The sequence below is a fragment of the Rathayibacter rubneri genome, assembly GCF_023743255.1.
GTDB lineage: Bacteria > Actinomycetota > Actinomycetes > Actinomycetales > Microbacteriaceae > Rathayibacter > Rathayibacter rubneri.
The window spans coordinates 1-16621 of sequence record NZ_JAMRYM010000082.1; the positions used below are offsets into that span (position 1 = coordinate 1).

The following is a 16621-nucleotide window of genomic DNA, read 5'->3' on the forward strand; positions in this document are numbered from 1 at the left end:
CGCGGGGGGCGCGGGGTCTCGGGGTCTCGGTATGCCCCTGCGGGGCTACTCGACCACCGGGTACGGAGGCGGAGGTGCAGCGACGCGCGGCTTCGTCCGCGAGCGGCGCTCCCGCTCGCGCCACTCTGCTGATCGAGTAGTCCGCGGAGCGGACGTATCGAGATCCCCACCTCGGGGAGTCGCCGGGCCTCGGTACGCCCCTGCGGGGCTGCTCGACCAGCAGACACCGGTCCACCCCGCGTCTCACACGACCCGCGTTCCGCAGCGGGACTCGACCCGCGCAGCGGGAGCCCTCCTCGACGAGCCGCGCACCCTGCAGGGTCACCTGCGATCCGCGTGCCAGCGGATCGTCGTACCCGGAACGCAGGACGCTCCTCCCACCGCAACCCTCTCCGCGAGCCGACCGCGCGACGGACGACGAGGAACGAGGAGTCCGTCGACCGCGAAGCGGCAACGACGAAGGGCCCGGCCATCGGCCGGACCCTTCGTCGTTGCAGCGAAGCGCAGGATTACAGCGCAGCGACCTGCTTCGCGATGGCCGACTTGCGGTTCGCGGCCTGGTTCTTGTGGATGACGCCCTTGCTGGCGGCCTTGTCGAGCTTCTTGGCGGCGAACGCGAGGGCGGTCGCGGCCTGAGCGGCGTCGCCGGCGGCGATGGCGGTGTGGACCGAGCGGACGGCGGTCTTGAGCTGGCTCTTGACGGCCTTGTTGCGGTCGTTCGCCTTCTTGTTCGTGAGGTTGCGCTTGATCTGCGACTTGATGTTTGCCACGTGGATTACCTTCTTCTCGGATGTGCGTGTGTGCAGCCGGCTACTCGTCGGAGTGCCCCTTCCGGGCGGCGCGGGCCGTCCCGGTGCGACTGGAGGTCGCCGGCTTCTGATCACTCCACGTACGCCGGGGGTGCCGGTGGTGGAGCGCAAGCCAACAAGGAACTTTAGCGCACCCGTCGTCCCGCTTCAACCGCGCCCCGCCGACGAGTCGGCCCCTCGGGCGGTACGGTGATCAGCGATGCCACGTCTCGCCGATCACCTCCCCGCGGTGCCGCCGTCCGGCATCCGCCGCCTGTTCGAGATCGCCCTCCGTCTCGAGGGCGTCACCTTCCTCTGCGTCGGCGAGCCCGACGTGCCGACCGCGCCGCACATCATCGAGGCCGCGAGAGCCGCGTGGGCCGCGGACGACACGAATTACGGGCCCAACGGCGGCATCCCGGAGCTCCGTCGGGCGATCGTCGAGAAGCTGGCCCGCGACAACGGCATCCGGGCCGACGTCGAGCAGGTCTGGCTCACCGTCGGCGGCACGCAGGCGCTCTACCAGGCGATGACCCTGACGCTGCGCACCGGCGACGAGGTGCTGGTCCCCGATCCCGGGTACACCACCTTCACCATGAACGCCCGGATGATCGAGGCCGTCCCGGTGCCGTACACGCTCCGACCCGAGAACGGCTTCCTCCCCGATCTCGACGAGCTCGAGCGCATCGTCACCGACCGCACCCGGGTGATCATCGTCAACAGCCCGTCGAACCCGCTCGGGATCGTCTTCCCGCGCCCGGTCCTCGAGCGCCTCCTCGAGTTCGCCCGCCGGCACGACCTCTGGATCATCAGCGACGAGGTCTACGAGTACTTCACCTATGGCCGGCCGCACACGAGCCTCGCGAGCATCGCGCAGGAGCTCGGTCACGACGACGACCGCGTCTTCAGCGTGTTCTCGTTCTCGAAGACCTACGCCATGACCGGCGTCCGGGTCGGCTACCTCGTCACTCCTCCCGGCATGACCACGACCATGGTCACCGTGCAGGAGGCGGCGATCAGCTGCGTCGCCTCGCCCGACCAGCGCGCGGCCCTCGCGGCGCTGACCGGACCGCAGGAGGCGGTGGCCGACGCCGCCGCGCACTACCTGGCGAACCTGCGTCTGGCGACCTCGATCCTCGACGAGCGGGGGATCCGCTACCGCGAGCCCGAGGGCGCCTTCTACCTGTGGATCGATCTGTCGCACGCGACCGGAGGCGACGTCGCCTCCTGGGTCGAGGCGTTCCTCCTCGAGACGCTCGTCGCCGTCGCCCCGGGCAGCGCGTTCGGGCGCACGGGCGAGGGCTGGATCCGGATCTGCCTCGCGGCGGACCCGGCCGACATCGAGCACGGCCTGCGCACGCTGCCCGCCCCCGCGCGCCCGTGAGCGCGGACGGGATCCTCGTCCGCCGCGTGCGCGAGGACGAGCACGACGAGGTGTCGCGACTCCGCCTGGCCGCGTACGCGCACGACTACGAGCTGGGGGAGGAGTACGCGGCCGACGTGGCGGACGTGTCCCGGCACGACCGCGAGGGCGAGGTGTGGGTGGCCGAGGACGCCGACGGCCGGATCCTCGCGACGGTGACCACCGCCGCTCCGAGCACGAACCTCTACTCCCTCGGCCGCCCGGGCGAGCTCGACTGGCGGCTGCTCGCCGTCGCTCCCGAGGCGCGCGGCCGGGGCCTGGGCCGCCTGCTCACCGAGTTCGTCGTGATGCTCGCGGTCGAGCGGGGTCTCGACCGCGTCGTCATGAACAGCGGAACCGACATGGTCGCCGCGCACGCCCTCTACGAGAGCATGGGCTTCCGTCGACTCCCCGAGCGCGAGAACCCGCCCGGAGTCGAGCCGACGCGCACCTACGGCCTCGACCTGTAAGCCCTCAGGAGTCGGAATCGGCCCGCTCCGCGCCGCTGCTCCGCTCCGCCTCGGGGGTCGAACGGCCCCTCCGCCCGCCGCCGCACCCCGGCCGTGGAACAATGGCGGCACGATGTCTCCACGTGCACACCTCGGGCTCGAGCCCGCCGCGACCGATCCGGCGTCCATCCGCAACTTCTGCATCATCGCCCACATCGATCACGGCAAGTCCACCCTCGCCGATCGCATGCTCGGCATCACGGGGGTGGTCGAGGACCGCGCGATGCGCGCGCAGTACCTCGATCGCATGGACATCGAGCGCGAGCGCGGCATCACGATCAAGTCGCAGGCCGTGCGCATGCCGTGGGAGCACGAGGGCAGGACCTTCGCCCTCAACATGATCGACACCCCCGGTCACGTCGACTTCTCGTACGAGGTCAGCCGCTCGCTCGCCGCGTGCGAGGGCGCGATCCTCCTGGTCGACGCCGCACAGGGCATCGAGGCGCAGACCCTCGCGAACCTCTACCTGGCGCTCGAGAACGACCTCACGATCATCCCGGTCCTGAACAAGATCGACCTCCCCGCCGCCGACCCCGACAAGTACGCGAAGGAGCTCGCCAGCCTCATCGGCGGCGACCCCGACGACGTGCTCCGCGTGTCGGGCAAGACGGGCATGGGCGTCGAGGCCCTGCTCGACCGCGTCACGCAGCTCATCCCGCCGCCCGTCGGCGACGCCGACGCCCCCGCGCGGGCCATGATCTTCGATTCCGTCTACGACGCCTACCGCGGAGTCGTCACCTACGTCCGCATGATCGACGGCAAGCTCTCGCCGCGCGAGAAGATCCAGATGATGTCCACGAGGGCCACCCACGAGATCCTCGAGATCGGCGTCTCGAGCCCCGAGCCGGTCGCCACCAAGGGTCTCGCCGTGGGCGAGGTCGGCTACCTGATCACCGGAGTGAAGGACGTCCGGCAGTCGAAGGTCGGCGACACCGTCACCACGGCCTCCAAGCCCGCGACGCAGGCGCTCCCGGGCTACACCGAGCCGCTGCCGATGGTCTTCTCGGGCCTCTACCCGATCGACGGCAGCGACTACCCCGATCTCCGCGAGGCGCTCGACAAGCTCAAGCTGTCCGACGCCGCGCTCGTCTACGAGCCCGAGACCTCGGTCGCGCTGGGCTTCGGCTTCCGCTGCGGCTTCCTGGGCCTCCTCCACCTCGAGATCGTGACCGAGCGCCTGGACCGCGAGTTCGGCCTCGACCTCATCACCACCGCCCCCTCCGTCATCTACGAGGTGACCACGGAGGACAAGAAGACCGTCACCGTGACGAACCCGAGCGAGTTCCCGGGCGGCAAGATCGCGTCGGTCACCGAACCGATCGTGAAGGCCGCGATCCTCGCGCCCAAGGACTACGTCGGCACGATCATGGAGCTCTGCCAGAGCCGCCGCGGCACCCTGATCGGCATGGAGTACCTCGGCGAGGACCGCGTCGAGATCCGCTACCACATGCCCCTCGGCGAGATCGTCTTCGACTTCTTCGACAACCTCAAGTCCAAGACCGCCGGCTACGCCTCACTCGACTACGAGCCCGCCGGCGACCAGGAGGCCGACCTCGTGAAGGTCGACATCCTGCTCCAGGGCGAGCAGGTCGATGCGTTCAGCGCGATCGTGCACCGCGAGAAGGCCTACGCCTACGGCGTGCTGATGACGGGGCGCCTGCGCAAGCTCATCCCGCGGCAGCAGTTCGAGGTCCCCATCCAGGCCGCGATCGGCGCCCGCATCATCGCCCGCGAGTCCATCAGCGCGATGCGCAAGGACGTCCTGGCCAAGTGCTATGGCGGTGACATCACCCGCAAGCGCAAACTGCTCGAGAAGCAGAAGGAGGGCAAGAAGCGCATGAAGATGGTGGGCCGGGTCGAAGTGCCGCAGGAGGCGTTCATCGCCGCGCTCTCCGGAGACGTCGAGACCAAGGACAAGAAGTGAGCATCCGGCGCTCGAGCTTCGAGGGGCAGCCGCAGGTCACGTACGCGGCCGTCGGCGGCACTCTCGCGCCCGATCTCCTCGAGTACCCGCCGGACGGCTTCACCGCCGAGCGCTTCGAGGCGCGCCTGGGCTCGGGAGCCGAGCGCTTCGCGATCACGACGGCGTCGTTGATGACGTGGGGCGTGCAGCGCGGCAGCGGCATCCGCGTCGAGGAGATCACGAGCGGCAGCGGCGTGCAGTACACGGGCGTCAACTTCGACTCCGCCGGCACACCGATCGATCTCACGAGCCGCCCCACGGAGGAGCGGTTCGGTCCCGACGGCACCCCCTACATCACCGCCGGGGTCACCGCCGTGCTCAAGGTCGACCTCCTCGGCCGCACCTTCGACGCCCCGGTGCGCGTGGTCTACGTCGTCGACGAGCCCGACCAGGTCGGCTTCGCCTACGGCACGCTCGAGGGCCACCCCGAGAGCGGCGAGGAGTCGTTCGTCGTCGAGAAGCGCGCCGACGACTCCGTCTGGCTGGTCATCCGCGTCTTCTCGCGCCCCTCCACCCGCCTCTACCGCCTCGGCTCCCCGGTGCTGCGCGCGGTGCAGAAGAAGCAGGTCAAGAAGTACCTGCGCGCGCTGCTGCCGGCGCGCGTCAGCTGACGTGGGCAGCGCCCTCCCACTGGCCGATCCGGCCCCGCTCGACGGGCTCCTGCCCCCTTCCGTCGCCGACGGCGTGGAGCAGCGCGACCTCGGACTGTACGTGCACGTGCCGTTCTGCCGGGTGCGGTGCGGCTACTGCGACTTCAACACCTACACGGCGACAGAGCTGCGGGGCGCGAAGCAGTCCGACTACGCCGAGCAGGCCGTCGCCGAGATGACCCTCGGCGCCGAGGTGCTGCGCCGGGCCGGACTGCCCGAGCGGCCCGCCGCCACGGTGTTCTTCGGCGGAGGCACGCCCACGCTGCTCCCGGCCGAGGACCTCGTGCGCATGCTGGACGGCCTGCGCACGCGCTTCGGCATCGCCGACGGCGCCGAGATCACGACCGAGGCGAACCCCGACTCCGTCGACGCCGCGTACCTGCGCGCCCTCGCCGACGCCGGGTTCACCCGCGTCAGCTTCGGGATGCAGTCGGCCGTGCCGCACGTGCTCGCGACCCTCGAGCGCACCCACGACCCCGAGCGCGTCCCGCTGGTGGTCGAGTGGGCGCGCGAGGCGGGCCTGCAGGTCAGCCTCGACCTCATCTACGGCACTCCGGGGGAGTCGCTCGCCGACTGGGAGCGGTCGCTCGACTCCGCTCTCGCGAACCGGCCCGACCACCTCTCGGCGTACGCGCTGATCGTCGAGGACGGCACGAAGCTCGCCCGGCAGATCCGCCGCGGCGAGGTCGCGACGCCCGACGACGACCTCACGGCCGACATGTACGAGCTGGCGGATGCGCGACTCGCGGCCGCCGGCTACTCCTGGTACGAGGTCAGCAACTGGGCGATCGACGACGCCCACCGCTCGCGGCACAACCTGTCGTACTGGCTGGGCCACGACTGGTGGGGCGTCGGACCCGGCGCGCACAGCCACGTGGGCGGCGTGCGCTGGTGGAACGTGAAGCACCCGGCGGCCTACGCCGACCGGCTGCGGGCGGGATCGAGCCCGGCCGCCGGCCGCGAGACCCTCGACACCGCGACGAGGAGCGTCGAGGACGTGCTGCTGCGCTCGCGCCTCTCGGACGGCCTGCCCGTCGACGCGATCGACCCGGAGCGCCGGCGCGAGGTCGCCGGACTCATCGCCGACGGGCTGATCGACGGCCGGGCGGCCCTGCGGGGCCGAGTGGTGCTGACGCTGCGCGGCCGGCTGCTGGCCGACGCGGTGGTGCGGCGGCTGACCGACGGGTGACTCCCCCCTCCTGCTGGTCGAGCAGCCCGCGGAGCGGGCGTATCGAGACCCGTCGCCCTCGGAGGACGCGGGTCTCGATACGCCGCCTGCGGCGGCTACTTGACCAGCAGGCGGCTACTTGACCAGCAGGGGGCCGTCTGTGCGGCTATTCGATCGGCAGGGGTCGCCTGCGCGGCTGCTCGAGCAGCAGGGGCCGGGCTGCGCGACCAGCAGCAGTCGCCCTACTTGAAGAACGGGATGCTCAGCGGGTACGTGTAGTACTCGCCGGCGCTGGCGCGCACCGACGCGATGATCGCGAAGACGATCACGAGGATCGGCACCACGAGGAACACGATGAAGCCGACCAGCACGAACGACAGGATCGTGCCCGCCACGTAGGCGATCAGCGTCGTCAGGTGGAAGTTCAGCGCGGTCTTCGAGTGCGCCTCGAGGAACGGTCCGCGGCCCTTGAAGACCAGGTACACGATCAGCGACGGCAGGAAGCTGAAGAAGATGCCCAGGACGTGGGTCACGATCGCCCAGGTCTTCTCGTCGGCCGGGTTCAGCGGCGGCGCCGGAGTGCCGTACGCGGGGGGCGGGGGAGGGGGAGGCGTGGTCGACATGAGGTCTCCTGTTCGGGGCGTCATCGCGACGGGCGACCCCCGTGCGCTCGGGCCCCATCGTGGCACGTCGCGTGGCGCACTGCGCGGGCCACGCGGCGCCGCCGGCACCCGCGCGTGCGGAGGAGTCCTGTCCTCACCACGCCGATCCCGCGCGATCCCCCGTCCGGCCCCCCGCTCGCGGGTATGATTGGCACTCGAAGTTGCGGAGTGCCAAGCTCCGTGCGGCGCGTCGGCGCCGCGGTGGTTCGTGCCGAGAGGCACCCGGAGCCCGGCGGGAGGTCGGTCGTATGGTGACGGAGCGCGGTCTCCAGGTCCTGCGCGTGATCGTGCAGGACTACGTGGCCCACCGCGAGCCCGTGGGCTCGAAGTCGATCGTCGAGCGGCACTCCTTCGGCGTCTCGGCCGCCACCATCCGCAACGAGATGGCGCAGCTGGAGGAGGAGGAGCTGATCGCGGCTCCGCACACCTCCTCGGGGCGCGTGCCCACCGACAAGGGCTACCGCCTCTTCGTCGATCAGCTCACCGACCTGCGCCCGCTCACCGCCGCGCAGCGCCAGGCCATCGAGACCTTCCTCGGTCAGAGCCCCGACCTCGACGAGGTGCTGGTGAAGACCGTGCGGCTGCTCTCGCAGCTCACCAACAGCGTCGCGCTCGTGCAGTACCCGTCGTTCGGAGCCGCGCGCATCCGCCACGTGGAGCTCGTCGCCCTCGCACCGCGCCGCCTGCTCTCCGTGCTCATCACCGACACCGGCCGGGTCGATCAGCGCGTCCTCGAGACCCCGACCGACGTCGACGCCGAGTTCCTCGGCGAGATCCGCGCCAAGCTCAACACGGCCGTGATCGGCCTCGGTCTCCAGGCCGCGGCCCAGACGCTCCAGGCGGCCGCCGAGCGGTTCACTCCGGAGCGCCGCGACGTGCTCGCGCCGATCCTCCAGACGCTCCTCGAGCAGGTCGGCGCGAATCGGCAGGACCGCCTCGTCATGGCCGGCGCCGCCAATCTCGTCCGCACCGAGGAGGACTTCTCCGGCAGCATCTACCCGGTGCTCGAGGCGATCGAGGAGCAGGTGGAGCTGCTGAGGCTGTTCGCCGAGATGGTGCCGGACCCCCGCGGCATCTCGGTGCGGATCGGCCGCGAGAACGCGCCCTTCGGCCTGCAGGAGACCTCGGTGCTGACGAGCGGCTACAACACGGCCGGCGGTCAGGTCTCGCGACTGGGCGTCCTCGGACCGATCAGGATGGACTACTCCGGCAACATCGCCGCGGTGCGCGCCGTCGCCCGCTACCTCTCCCGCCTCCTCGGCGAGGACTGACCCTCCACTTCCCCGACTCGCCGGTCGCCCCGGCTCCCACCCGGTCCGCCGTACCCGGTGCACCGACCCACGAACGAAGGACGAAGCCACCTGTGGCCGATCACTACGAAGTGCTGGGCGTCGCCCGCGACGCCTCCGCCGACGAGATCAAGAAGGCGTACCGCCGACTCGCCCGCGAGCTGCACCCCGACGTCAACCCGAGCGCCGACGCCTCCGAGCGGTTCAAGCTCGTCACGCACGCCTACGACGTCCTGAGCGACGCCCAGCAGCGCCAGCAGTACGACCGCGGTCCCCAGGAGGGCTTCCCCGGCGGCGGCCAGGGGTTCGGCGGATTCGGCGACATCTTCGAGACGTTCTTCGGCCAGGGCGCCCAGGGCTCCTCCCGCGGGCCGCGCTCCCGCCGCGAGCGCGGACAGGACGCGCTGCTGCGCGTCGAGGTCTCGCTCGACGAGGTCATCTTCGGCACCCACCGCGATCTCGAGGTCGACACGGCTGTGCTCTGCGAGACCTGCCAGGGCTCGTGCTGCCAGCCCGGCACGTCGCCGATCACCTGCGACATCTGCCACGGCTCCGGCCAGATCCAGCGCACCGTCCGCTCGCTCCTGGGCAACGTGATGACGGCGAGCCCCTGCGGCACCTGCCGCGGCTACGGCACCGTCATCGCCACCCCGTGCTCGACCTGCCAGGGCCAGGGCCGCGTCCGCGCGCGCCGCACGATCCCCGTCGACGTCCCCGCGGGCGTCGACACCGGGCTCCGCCTCCAGATGCCGGGCAGCGGCGAGGTCGGCCCCGCAGGCGGCCCCAACGGCGACCTCTACCTCGAGATCAAGGTCAAGCACCACGACGTCTTCAGCCGCAACGGCGACGACCTGCTCTGCACCCTCGAGGTGCAGATGACGGACGCGATCCTCGGGTCCACGACGACGCTCGCCGCCCTCGACGGCGACATCGAGATCGAGGTCAAGCCGGGCACCCAGAGCACCGAGATCGTCACGATCAAGGGCCGCGGAGTGACCAAGCTGCGCGGCAACGGCCGCGGCGACCTGCGCGTGGGCATCCAGGTCGTCACCCCGACCAAGCTCGGCCACCGCGAGCGCGAGCTGGTGCAGGAGTTCGCGAAGCACTACAAGCCGCAGAAGCCCGCGCTCACCCATTTCCAGCAGGGCCTCTTCTCGAAGCTCCGCGACCGCTTCCTCGGCTGATCGGCCCACGGCGGTGGCGCACCACTACATCGACGAGTCCCTCGACTCCGGCGACTTCGTCGCAGGCGGGCGCCTCGCCCTGACCGGTGCCGAGGCGCGCCACGCGGCGACGGTGAGCCGGATCCGCGCGGGCGAGACGATCCGGGTGGGCGACGGCCGGGGGCTCGTGGCGACGGCCGTCGTCGAGAGCTCCGAGCCCTCCCGCGTCGCCCTGGTCGTCGAGTCCGTGGAGGAGTCGGCCGCCCCGACTCCGCGCCTCGTGCTCGCTCAGGCGCTGGCGAAGGGCGACCGCGACGAGCTGGCGGTGCAGGCGGCGACCGAGCTCGGGATCGACGAGGTCGTCCCGTGGCAGGCCGCCCGCTCGATCTCGCGCTGGAGCGGCCCCAAGGAGGAGAAGGGCCGCGAGCGCTGGCGCAGCATCGTGCGCGAGGCGAGCAAGCAGTCGCTCCGCGCCCGGGTGCCCGAGGTCTCGGCCGTGGCCTCGACGCGACTCCTCGCCGACCGCGCGGCGACCGAGCGCGTCCTCGTGCTCGAGCCGTCCGCCGGGGTGCGCCTGTCCGCCCTCGAGCCCGACGGCCGCGACATCGTCCTGGTGGTCGGCCCCGAGGGCGGTGTCGCTCCGGAGGAGCTGGCGCTGCTCGCGGCGGCCGGCGCCGAGGCCGTCGCGCTCGGCGACACCGTGCTGCGCACCTCGACCGCGGGTCCCGCGGCCATCGCCGTGCTCTCGGCGCGCCTGGGTCGCTGGTAGCCGCGACGCGCGCCCTGGGCGAACGGCGCCCCCTCGCCGGCTCCCCGGCGTTTAAGATGGACGCATGAGCGAACCCACCGTCTTCACGCGCATCGTCCGGGGCGAGATCCCCGCCGACGTGGTGTTCGAGAACGAGCGGGTTCTCGCCATCACCGACATCGCGCCGAAAGCGCCGGTCCACCTGCTGGTCTTCCCCAAGACGCAGGAGTACGCGACCGTCGCCGAGCTCGGCGCCGCCGACCCGGCCCTGCTCGCCGAGATCGTCCAGGTCGCGCAGACCCTGGCCGACGCCCACTGCGGTGGGCAGTTCCGCCTCGTCTTCAACTCGGGCGAGGCGGCCGGGCAGACCGTGTTCCACGTCCACGCCCACGTGATGGGCGGACACCTGACGGAAGGCTCCCTTGCCACCGGTTGACCACGCGGGCGACAGCCCCGAAGCACCGACCCCCGCCGAGTCGACCACGACCGGCACGACCACCGGCACGACGCGTCGCGTCATCGCCGTCGACGGAGTCGCCATGGTGCGTCTCCTCGGACCCCAGGACCGCCTGATCAAGGCGGTCGAGACTCGATTCCCCGATGTCCAGGTGCACGTGCGCGGCAACGAGGTGACGCTCGAGGGCGAGCCCTCTCCCGTCTCCGCGGCGGCCCGCCTGGTGGAAGAACTGGTGACCATGACCGCAGGCGGCCACGACCTCGACCCCGACGGGGTGCGCGAGTCAGCTCGCATCCTGCAGAACGGCGGATCCGTCAGCCCGGCCGAGGCGTTCGGGCAGGCGATCCTGACGGCGCGCGGCAAGAGCATCCGCCCCAAGACCCTCGGTCAGCGCGAGTACGTCGACGCCGTCGATCACAGCACGATCGTGTTCGGCATCGGCCCGGCCGGCACCGGCAAGACGTACCTCGCGATGGCGAAGGCCGTGCAGGCGCTGCAGCGCAAGGAGGTCGAGCGGATCATCCTGACCCGCCCGGCCGTCGAGGCGGGAGAGCGGCTGGGGTACCTGCCGGGCTCCCTCACCGACAAGATCGACCCCTACCTCCGTCCGCTCTACGACGCGCTCAACGAGATGATGGATCCGGAGATCGTCCCCAAGCTCCTCGCCGCGGGCACCATCGAGGTGGCCCCGCTCGCGTACATGCGCGGGCGCACCCTCAACAACTCGTTCGTCGTGCTCGACGAGGCGCAGAACACCACGCCGGAGCAGATGAAGATGTTCCTCACCCGGCTCGGCTTCGGCTCCAAGATGGTCATCACCGGCGACATCACGCAGGTCGACCTCCCGACCGGGGCCAGCGGCCTCCGGCTCGTCACCCGGGTGCTCGACGGCATCGACGACATCCACTTCTCGAGGCTGACCAGCGAGGACGTGGTGCGCCACAGCCTCGTGGGCCGGATCGTGGACGCCTACACCGAGTACGACCAGCAGAAGCAGGCGCAGCACTACGAGCGCGAGCAGGCGCGCGAGTTCGCGAACCGCGCCGAGCGCCGCGCCGGCTCCCCGCGCGCCTCCGGCGACCCGCAGCCCAAGCGCCCGCGCGGCTGACCCGCCGTCCCGCCGACCCGATCATCCCGACGAAGAGGAACACCGCCCCCGTGAGCATCGAGATCAACAACGAGTCGAGCGTCCCCGTCGACGAGGCGGCGCTGCTTCGCCTCGCCGGTTACGCGCTCGACACGATGCACGTGCACCCCGACGCCGAGCTCGCGATCGTGCTCGTCGACGAGGGCGCGATGGAGCAGCTCCACGTGCAGTGGATGGACGAGCCGGGCCCGACCGACGTGCTCAGCTTCCCGATGGACGAGCTGCGCCCCGGCACCGAGGACGAGCAGACCCCGGCCGGTCTGCTCGGCGACATCGTGCTCTGCCCGCAGGTCGCCCAGACGCAGGCGGAGGCCGCCGGGCACTCGGTGCTCGACGAGCTCCTGCTGCTGACGGCCCACGGGCTGCTGCACCTCCTCGGCTTCGACCACGCGGAGCCCGACGAGGAGCGCGAGATGTTCGGCATCCAGCGCGACATCCTCGTCGGCTTCCACATCAGCGAGCGCCGCCGCTAGGCCTCGCCGTGCTCACCCTCCAGCTCCTCATCGCCGCCCTCGTCCTCGTCGCGGTCGGCGGATGGTTCGCCGCGACCGACGCGGCGCTCGGCGTGCTCTCGCGCAGCGACGTGCTCGAGATGGCGAACCACTCGCGGAGCGCCCGCGCCCTGCGCGCGATCGCCGGCGACATGAGCGCGCACGTCAACGTCGTCAACTTCTCGCGGATCGCCGCCGAGACGACCGCCGCGGTCTTCGTCACGACGGTCCTCGTGGTCGTCGTCGACCAGCTCTGGCTCGCGCTGCTCCTGGCGATCCTGATCATGGCCGCCGTCTCCTTCGTGCTCGTCGGCTCGAGCCCCCGCAGCGTCGGCCGGGCGCACGCGCGCGCCGTGCTGGGCACGAGCGCCTCCCTGATCCACGTGCTGCGCGTGGCCCTGGGCCCCGTGGCGCACGGCCTGGTCGCGCTGGGCAACCGGGTGACTCCCGGCACCGGCCGCTCCGCCGGCTTCTCCTCCGAGGAGCAGCTGCTGAGCATGGTGGACGAGGCGACCGAGCAGGACGTCCTCGAGCAGGACGACCGCGAGCTCATCCACTCGATCTTCGAGTTCAACGACACGCTCGTGCGCGAGGTCATGGTGCCGCGCACCGACATGGTGACCATCGAGGCGACGGCGTCGATCGGAGCGGGCATGGGCCTGCTGCTCAGCCGCGGCATCTCGCGGCTCCCCGTCATCGGCGAGGGCGTGGACGACGTCCTCGGCGTGCTCTACCTCCGCGACGTCGCCCGCCACACCTACGAGCGGCCCGACGACGACGACGTCGTCGCCGACCTCGCCCGGCCGGCGCTCTTCGTGCCGGAGTCGAAGATGGCGGACGAGCTGCTGCGCCAGATGCAGCTGGAGTCGAACCATCTCGCCATGGTCGTCGACGAGTACGGCGGCATCGCCGGCCTCGTCACCCTCGAGGACCTCATCGAGGAGCTGGTCGGCGACATCTCGGACGAGTACGACCGCGAGGTCGACCTCTTCGAGGAGATCGAGCCCGGCGTCTACCGCGTCTCGGCGCGGCTCCCGGTCGACGAGCTCGGCGAGCTGTTCGAGATCGACCTCGAGGACGACGACGTCGACTCGGTCGGCGGCCTGCTCACCAAGGCCTACGGCCGCCTGCCCGATCGCGGCGACAGCGCCCGGATCGACGGCGTGATCCTCGAGGCGGAGCAGGCGGACGCTCGCCGCGGCACCATCTCGACCGTGCTGGTCCGCCGCGATCCCGACTACGACCCGAGCGGCGAGACCGGCGACGGTCCCGCGCCGATCGCGGCCGACGACGGCGAGGCCGACGCCGATGGGGCCCCGACCGGGGATACTCGGAGCCGGGACGCCCGATCCCGCGCACGGGACCCGCGCGCCGCTCCGACCCGGACGGCGGAGCCGCGAGCATCGCAGACCCGAGCGGCGAACGCCCGGGCCGCGAAGGACCGCGAGACGCGGAGCCGAGCGGCCGACGGCCGATCAGCGGGCGCCCCCGCCGACGACAGACAGAACGAGGACGCACGATGACCGACTCCAGCCCGCCCACAACGCCCTTCCGAGCGGGATTCGTGTCGTTCGTCGGCCGCCCCAACGTCGGCAAGTCGACCCTGACGAACGCCCTGGTCGGCGAGAAGATCGCCATCACGAGCTCCAAGCCGCAGACCACGCGCCGCGCCATCCGCGGCATCGTGCACCGGCCCGACGGCCAGCTCATCGTCGTCGACACCCCGGGCATCCACCGCCCGCGCACGCTCCTCGGGGAGCGCCTGAACTCGCTCGTCACCTCGACGCTGGGCGATGTCGACGTCATCGGCATGCTCTTCCCCGCCGACGAGCCGATCGGCCCCGGCGACCGCTTCATCAACGAGCAGCTCGACGCGTTCCCGCGCGCCCGCAAGGTCGCGATCGTGTCGAAGGTCGACCTCTCCTCGAAGAAGTCGGTCGCCAAGCAGCTGCTCGCCGTCTCCGAGCTCCGCGAGTGGGACACGATCGTGCCGATCTCGGCCGTCACGGACGAGCAGCTCGACGTGCTCGCCGTGGAGCTGCTCCGTCTGATGCCGGTGTCGCCCGCCCTCTACCCGGAGGAGGCCGTGACCGACGAGGACCTCGGCTCCCGCATCGCCGAGTTCATCCGAGAGGCGGCCCTCGAGGGCGTCTCGGACGAGCTGCCGCACTCGCTCGCCGTGACCCTCGACGACATGGTCGAGCGCGAGGACGGCTCCTTCATCGACATCTACGCGAACGTCTTCGTCGAGCGCGACAGCCAGAAGGGCATCATCATCGGCAAGGGCGGGCAGCGTCTGCGCGAGGTCGGCGCGGTCTCGCGCGAGCAGATCGAGCGCCTGCTGGGGCGCCGGGTGTTCCTCTCGATCCGGGTGAAGGTCGCGAAGGAGTGGCAGCGCGACCCCAAGCTGCTGGGGCGCCTGGGCTTCTGATCCGCTCGGCGCACGCCGATCAGCCGCCGGGACGACGACTCCGCGGCGCTCGACGTCTAGCGTGAGAGGCATGCGCGTGCTCCTGGACCGACCGGCGACGCTCCCGATCGCCGGGGCCCTGCTCGCCGTCGCGCACCTGCTGGCGCTGTCGAGCGGCGTGTCGAGCGCGTCCCCCTCCGCAGGCCTGCTCCTCGCGCTCGCGCTCGCGCTGGCGGGCCTGCTCCCGGCACTCGCCCCCACCCTCGCCGCCGCGGGGATCGTCCTCGGCGGAGCGGTGCCGGTCGGCGGCCTGCCGCTGGACGGCGTCGTCGTCGGAGCGGTCGTGCTCTGGTCGACGGCGCGCCGTCTCGGGCCGTGGACCAGATCGCTCGCGCTGGTCGGCGCCCTCCTGCTCTGCGGGATCGGCGGCATCGTCGCGTCGGCGTCCCTCCGCCCCTCGCTCGACTCGCCGGAGCCGCCGCAGAACATCCGCTTCCTCGTCCTGGTCGCGGTCGCGGTCCTCGTCGCCGCAGTCCTGGCGGCGATCGCGGTGCTGTCCTTCCTCCGGGGTCTGCGGAACCCGGTCGGTCCGGAGGATCGGATCGAGCGCCTCCTCGAGCGCCTGGCCGGACCCCAGGACGCGTTCGCGGCCGGATCCGCCGGAGCTCAGGCGCTCGTGCTGCTCGTGATCTCGGTCGTGCCGTACTCCGTGGGCGAGGACTCGCTGCACCCCTTCGTCGCCGGAGTGCTGGCCGTCGCTCTGGTGCTGCACCGCCGCTCGCCCGGACTCGCGCTCGGCGTCGCGTGGGTCGGCGCCGCCCTGCGGATGGGCGTCCGGCTGGAGCCCGCTCCGTCCGACCTGGCGATCCTCGTCGTGCTCTTCGGGGCGGGCGCCGCCGCCTCGAGGCGGGTGCGCACGGCGGGCGCGGTCTCGGCGGTCGTCGGCTCGGTCGTCGCCGTGGCCTACCTCTCCATCGCGTTCGGCCTCGCCCAGGACTCGCCGAGCAGCCTCATCACCGTCGGGGCGTCGCTCGGCGGCATCCTCGCCACGCTCGGACTCTCCTGGACCATCGGACTGCTCTCCCGCGCCGCCCGGCGCGCCCGGGTGGGCCAGTCCGAGCGCGACGAGGCCGAGCGCGAGCGCGCACGCGCCCAGCGCGAGCTCGACACCGTCGAGGAGCGCAACCGCATCGCCCGCGACATGCACGACGTCGTCGCCCACTCGCTCGCGGTCGTGATCGCGCAGGCCGACGGCGCCCGCTACCTCGGCTCCGCCAGTCCGGAGCAGACCGACGCCGCCCTCCTGACGATCTCGGGAGTGGCGAGGGACGCCCTCGGCGACGTCCGCCAGCTCCTCGCGCAGCTGCGCCACAGCCAGACCGACGGACCGCAGCCCGAGGCGCGCGATCTGCCCGCACTGCTCGAGAGCGTCAGCGGAACGGGCGCCCCCGTCCGCTCCGAACTGGGTCTCGACCTCGAGTCCGTCCCGCGGGCCGCCGGACTTGCGCTCTACCGGATCACCCAGGAGGCGACGACCAACGCCCTCCGCCACGGCCGACCCGGCGCGCCCCTCGACATCGCGCTCCGCCGCGAGGGCGGCGACGTCGTGCTCACCGTGCGCAACGCCCGGTGCGAGGATGCGCTCGACACCCCGGGGGAGGGGCACGGCCTGATCGGCATGCGCGAGCGCGCGGTCCTCGCGGGAGGGACGCTCCTCGCCGGTCCCGACGGCGACGACTTCGTGGTCGACGCCCGCCTCCCCGCTCCTCCCGTG

General features: G+C 71.8%; 16 protein-coding genes. 14 read left to right on the plus strand and 2 right to left on the minus strand.

The window, feature by feature from the left end:
- Window positions 1-509: 509 nt before the first annotated feature.
- Window positions 510-770 carry a 30S ribosomal protein S20 gene (gene rpsT, locus NB037_RS15155; RefSeq protein ID WP_207402462.1) on the minus strand — a complete coding sequence of 87 codons (261 nt, stop codon included), beginning with the start codon at window positions 768-770 and terminating at the stop codon, window positions 510-512.
- Window positions 771-1008: 238 nt separating this feature from the next.
- Here rpsT and NB037_RS15160 point away from each other — a divergent pair, with 238 nt between their 5' ends.
- From NB037_RS15160 to hemW, 5 genes are all read left to right on the plus strand, one after another.
- Complete coding sequence (locus tag NB037_RS15160; protein WP_251947077.1) at window positions 1009-2172, plus strand: pyridoxal phosphate-dependent aminotransferase; 1164 nt, start codon at window positions 1009-1011, stop codon at window positions 2170-2172.
- On the plus strand, window positions 2169-2660 hold the full coding sequence (locus NB037_RS15165; protein WP_251947079.1) for a GNAT family N-acetyltransferase: 492 nt from the start codon (window positions 2169-2171) through the stop codon (window positions 2658-2660). The genes NB037_RS15160 and NB037_RS15165 overlap by 4 nt, the downstream gene beginning before the upstream one ends.
- Before the next feature lie 112 nt (window positions 2661-2772).
- Complete coding sequence (gene lepA / locus NB037_RS15170; RefSeq protein ID WP_251947081.1) at window positions 2773-4623, plus strand: translation elongation factor 4; 1851 nt, start codon at window positions 2773-2775, stop codon at window positions 4621-4623.
- Window positions 4620-5273, plus strand: coding sequence for a DUF1990 domain-containing protein (locus tag NB037_RS15175; protein WP_251947099.1), 654 nt, complete (start codon window positions 4620-4622; stop codon window positions 5271-5273). Before lepA ends, NB037_RS15175 begins: the two co-directional genes overlap by 4 nt.
- A 1-nt stretch (window position 5274) precedes the next feature.
- A complete protein-coding gene (hemW, locus tag NB037_RS15180; protein ID WP_251947100.1) occupies window positions 5275-6501 on the plus strand; it encodes a radical SAM family heme chaperone HemW in 1227 nt (408 codons plus the stop codon).
- Window positions 6502-6722: 221 nt separating this feature from the next.
- Here hemW and NB037_RS15185 read toward each other — a convergent pair whose 3' ends face one another.
- Window positions 6723-7103: a DUF4870 domain-containing protein gene (locus NB037_RS15185; RefSeq protein ID WP_251947102.1), complete on the minus strand. Its 381-nt coding sequence runs from the start codon at window positions 7101-7103 to the stop codon at window positions 6723-6725.
- Between the two features lie 287 nt (window positions 7104-7390).
- Between NB037_RS15185 and hrcA the strand changes: the two genes are divergently transcribed.
- The 9 genes from hrcA to NB037_RS15230 all read left to right on the plus strand — a co-directional run.
- On the plus strand, window positions 7391-8413 hold the full coding sequence (gene hrcA / locus NB037_RS15190; RefSeq protein ID WP_251947104.1) for a heat-inducible transcriptional repressor HrcA: 1023 nt from the start codon (window positions 7391-7393) through the stop codon (window positions 8411-8413).
- Window positions 8414-8505: 92 nt separating this feature from the next.
- Complete coding sequence (gene dnaJ / locus NB037_RS15195; RefSeq protein WP_251947106.1) at window positions 8506-9615, plus strand: molecular chaperone DnaJ; 1110 nt, start codon at window positions 8506-8508, stop codon at window positions 9613-9615.
- Window positions 9616-9628: 13 nt separating this feature from the next.
- Entirely contained in the window at window positions 9629-10363 is a 735-nt protein-coding gene (locus NB037_RS15200; protein WP_251947109.1) for a 16S rRNA (uracil(1498)-N(3))-methyltransferase, read from the plus strand.
- 64 nt (window positions 10364-10427) lie between these two features.
- Window positions 10428-10778: an HIT domain-containing protein gene (locus NB037_RS15205; protein WP_207402453.1), complete on the plus strand. Its 351-nt coding sequence runs from the start codon at window positions 10428-10430 to the stop codon at window positions 10776-10778.
- 103 nt (window positions 10779-10881) lie between these two features.
- Window positions 10882-11907, plus strand: a complete 1026-nt coding sequence (locus NB037_RS15210; protein ID WP_251947120.1) for a PhoH family protein — start codon at window positions 10882-10884, stop codon at window positions 11905-11907.
- A gap of 50 nt (window positions 11908-11957) precedes the next feature.
- Complete coding sequence (ybeY, locus tag NB037_RS15215; RefSeq protein WP_207402452.1) at window positions 11958-12419, plus strand: rRNA maturation RNase YbeY; 462 nt, start codon at window positions 11958-11960, stop codon at window positions 12417-12419.
- An 8-nt stretch (window positions 12420-12427) separates the two neighbouring features.
- The gene (locus NB037_RS19955) at window positions 12428-13960 is read left to right on the plus strand and encodes a hemolysin family protein (RefSeq protein WP_251947112.1); all 1533 of its coding nucleotides are present in this window, start codon (window positions 12428-12430) and stop codon (window positions 13958-13960) included.
- A complete protein-coding gene (gene era / locus NB037_RS15225; protein ID WP_251947115.1) occupies window positions 13957-14868 on the plus strand; it encodes a GTPase Era in 912 nt (303 codons plus the stop codon). Before NB037_RS19955 ends, era begins: the two co-directional genes overlap by 4 nt.
- A gap of 70 nt (window positions 14869-14938) precedes the next feature.
- Window positions 14939-16621 (plus strand): sensor histidine kinase (locus NB037_RS15230; RefSeq protein WP_251947118.1); only part of this gene is annotated, 1683 nt, incomplete at its 3' end.

Coding starts and splice junctions, on each gene's coding strand:
- hrcA (WP_251947104.1), top strand. CDS start 7,391: ATGGTGACGGAGCGCGGTCTCCAGGTCCTGCGCGTGATCGTGCAGGAC.
- NB037_RS15185 (WP_251947102.1), bottom strand. CDS start 7,103: ATGTCGACCACGCCTCCCCCTCCCCCGCCCCCCGCGTACGGCACTCCG.
- NB037_RS15205 (WP_207402453.1), top strand. CDS start 10,428: ATGAGCGAACCCACCGTCTTCACGCGCATCGTCCGGGGCGAGATCCCC.
- lepA (WP_251947081.1), top strand. CDS start 2,773: ATGTCTCCACGTGCACACCTCGGGCTCGAGCCCGCCGCGACCGATCCG.
- NB037_RS15160 (WP_251947077.1), top strand. CDS start 1,009: ATGCCACGTCTCGCCGATCACCTCCCCGCGGTGCCGCCGTCCGGCATC.
- NB037_RS15210 (WP_251947120.1), top strand. CDS start 10,882: ATGGTGCGTCTCCTCGGACCCCAGGACCGCCTGATCAAGGCGGTCGAG.
- era (WP_251947115.1), top strand. CDS start 13,957: ATGACCGACTCCAGCCCGCCCACAACGCCCTTCCGAGCGGGATTCGTG.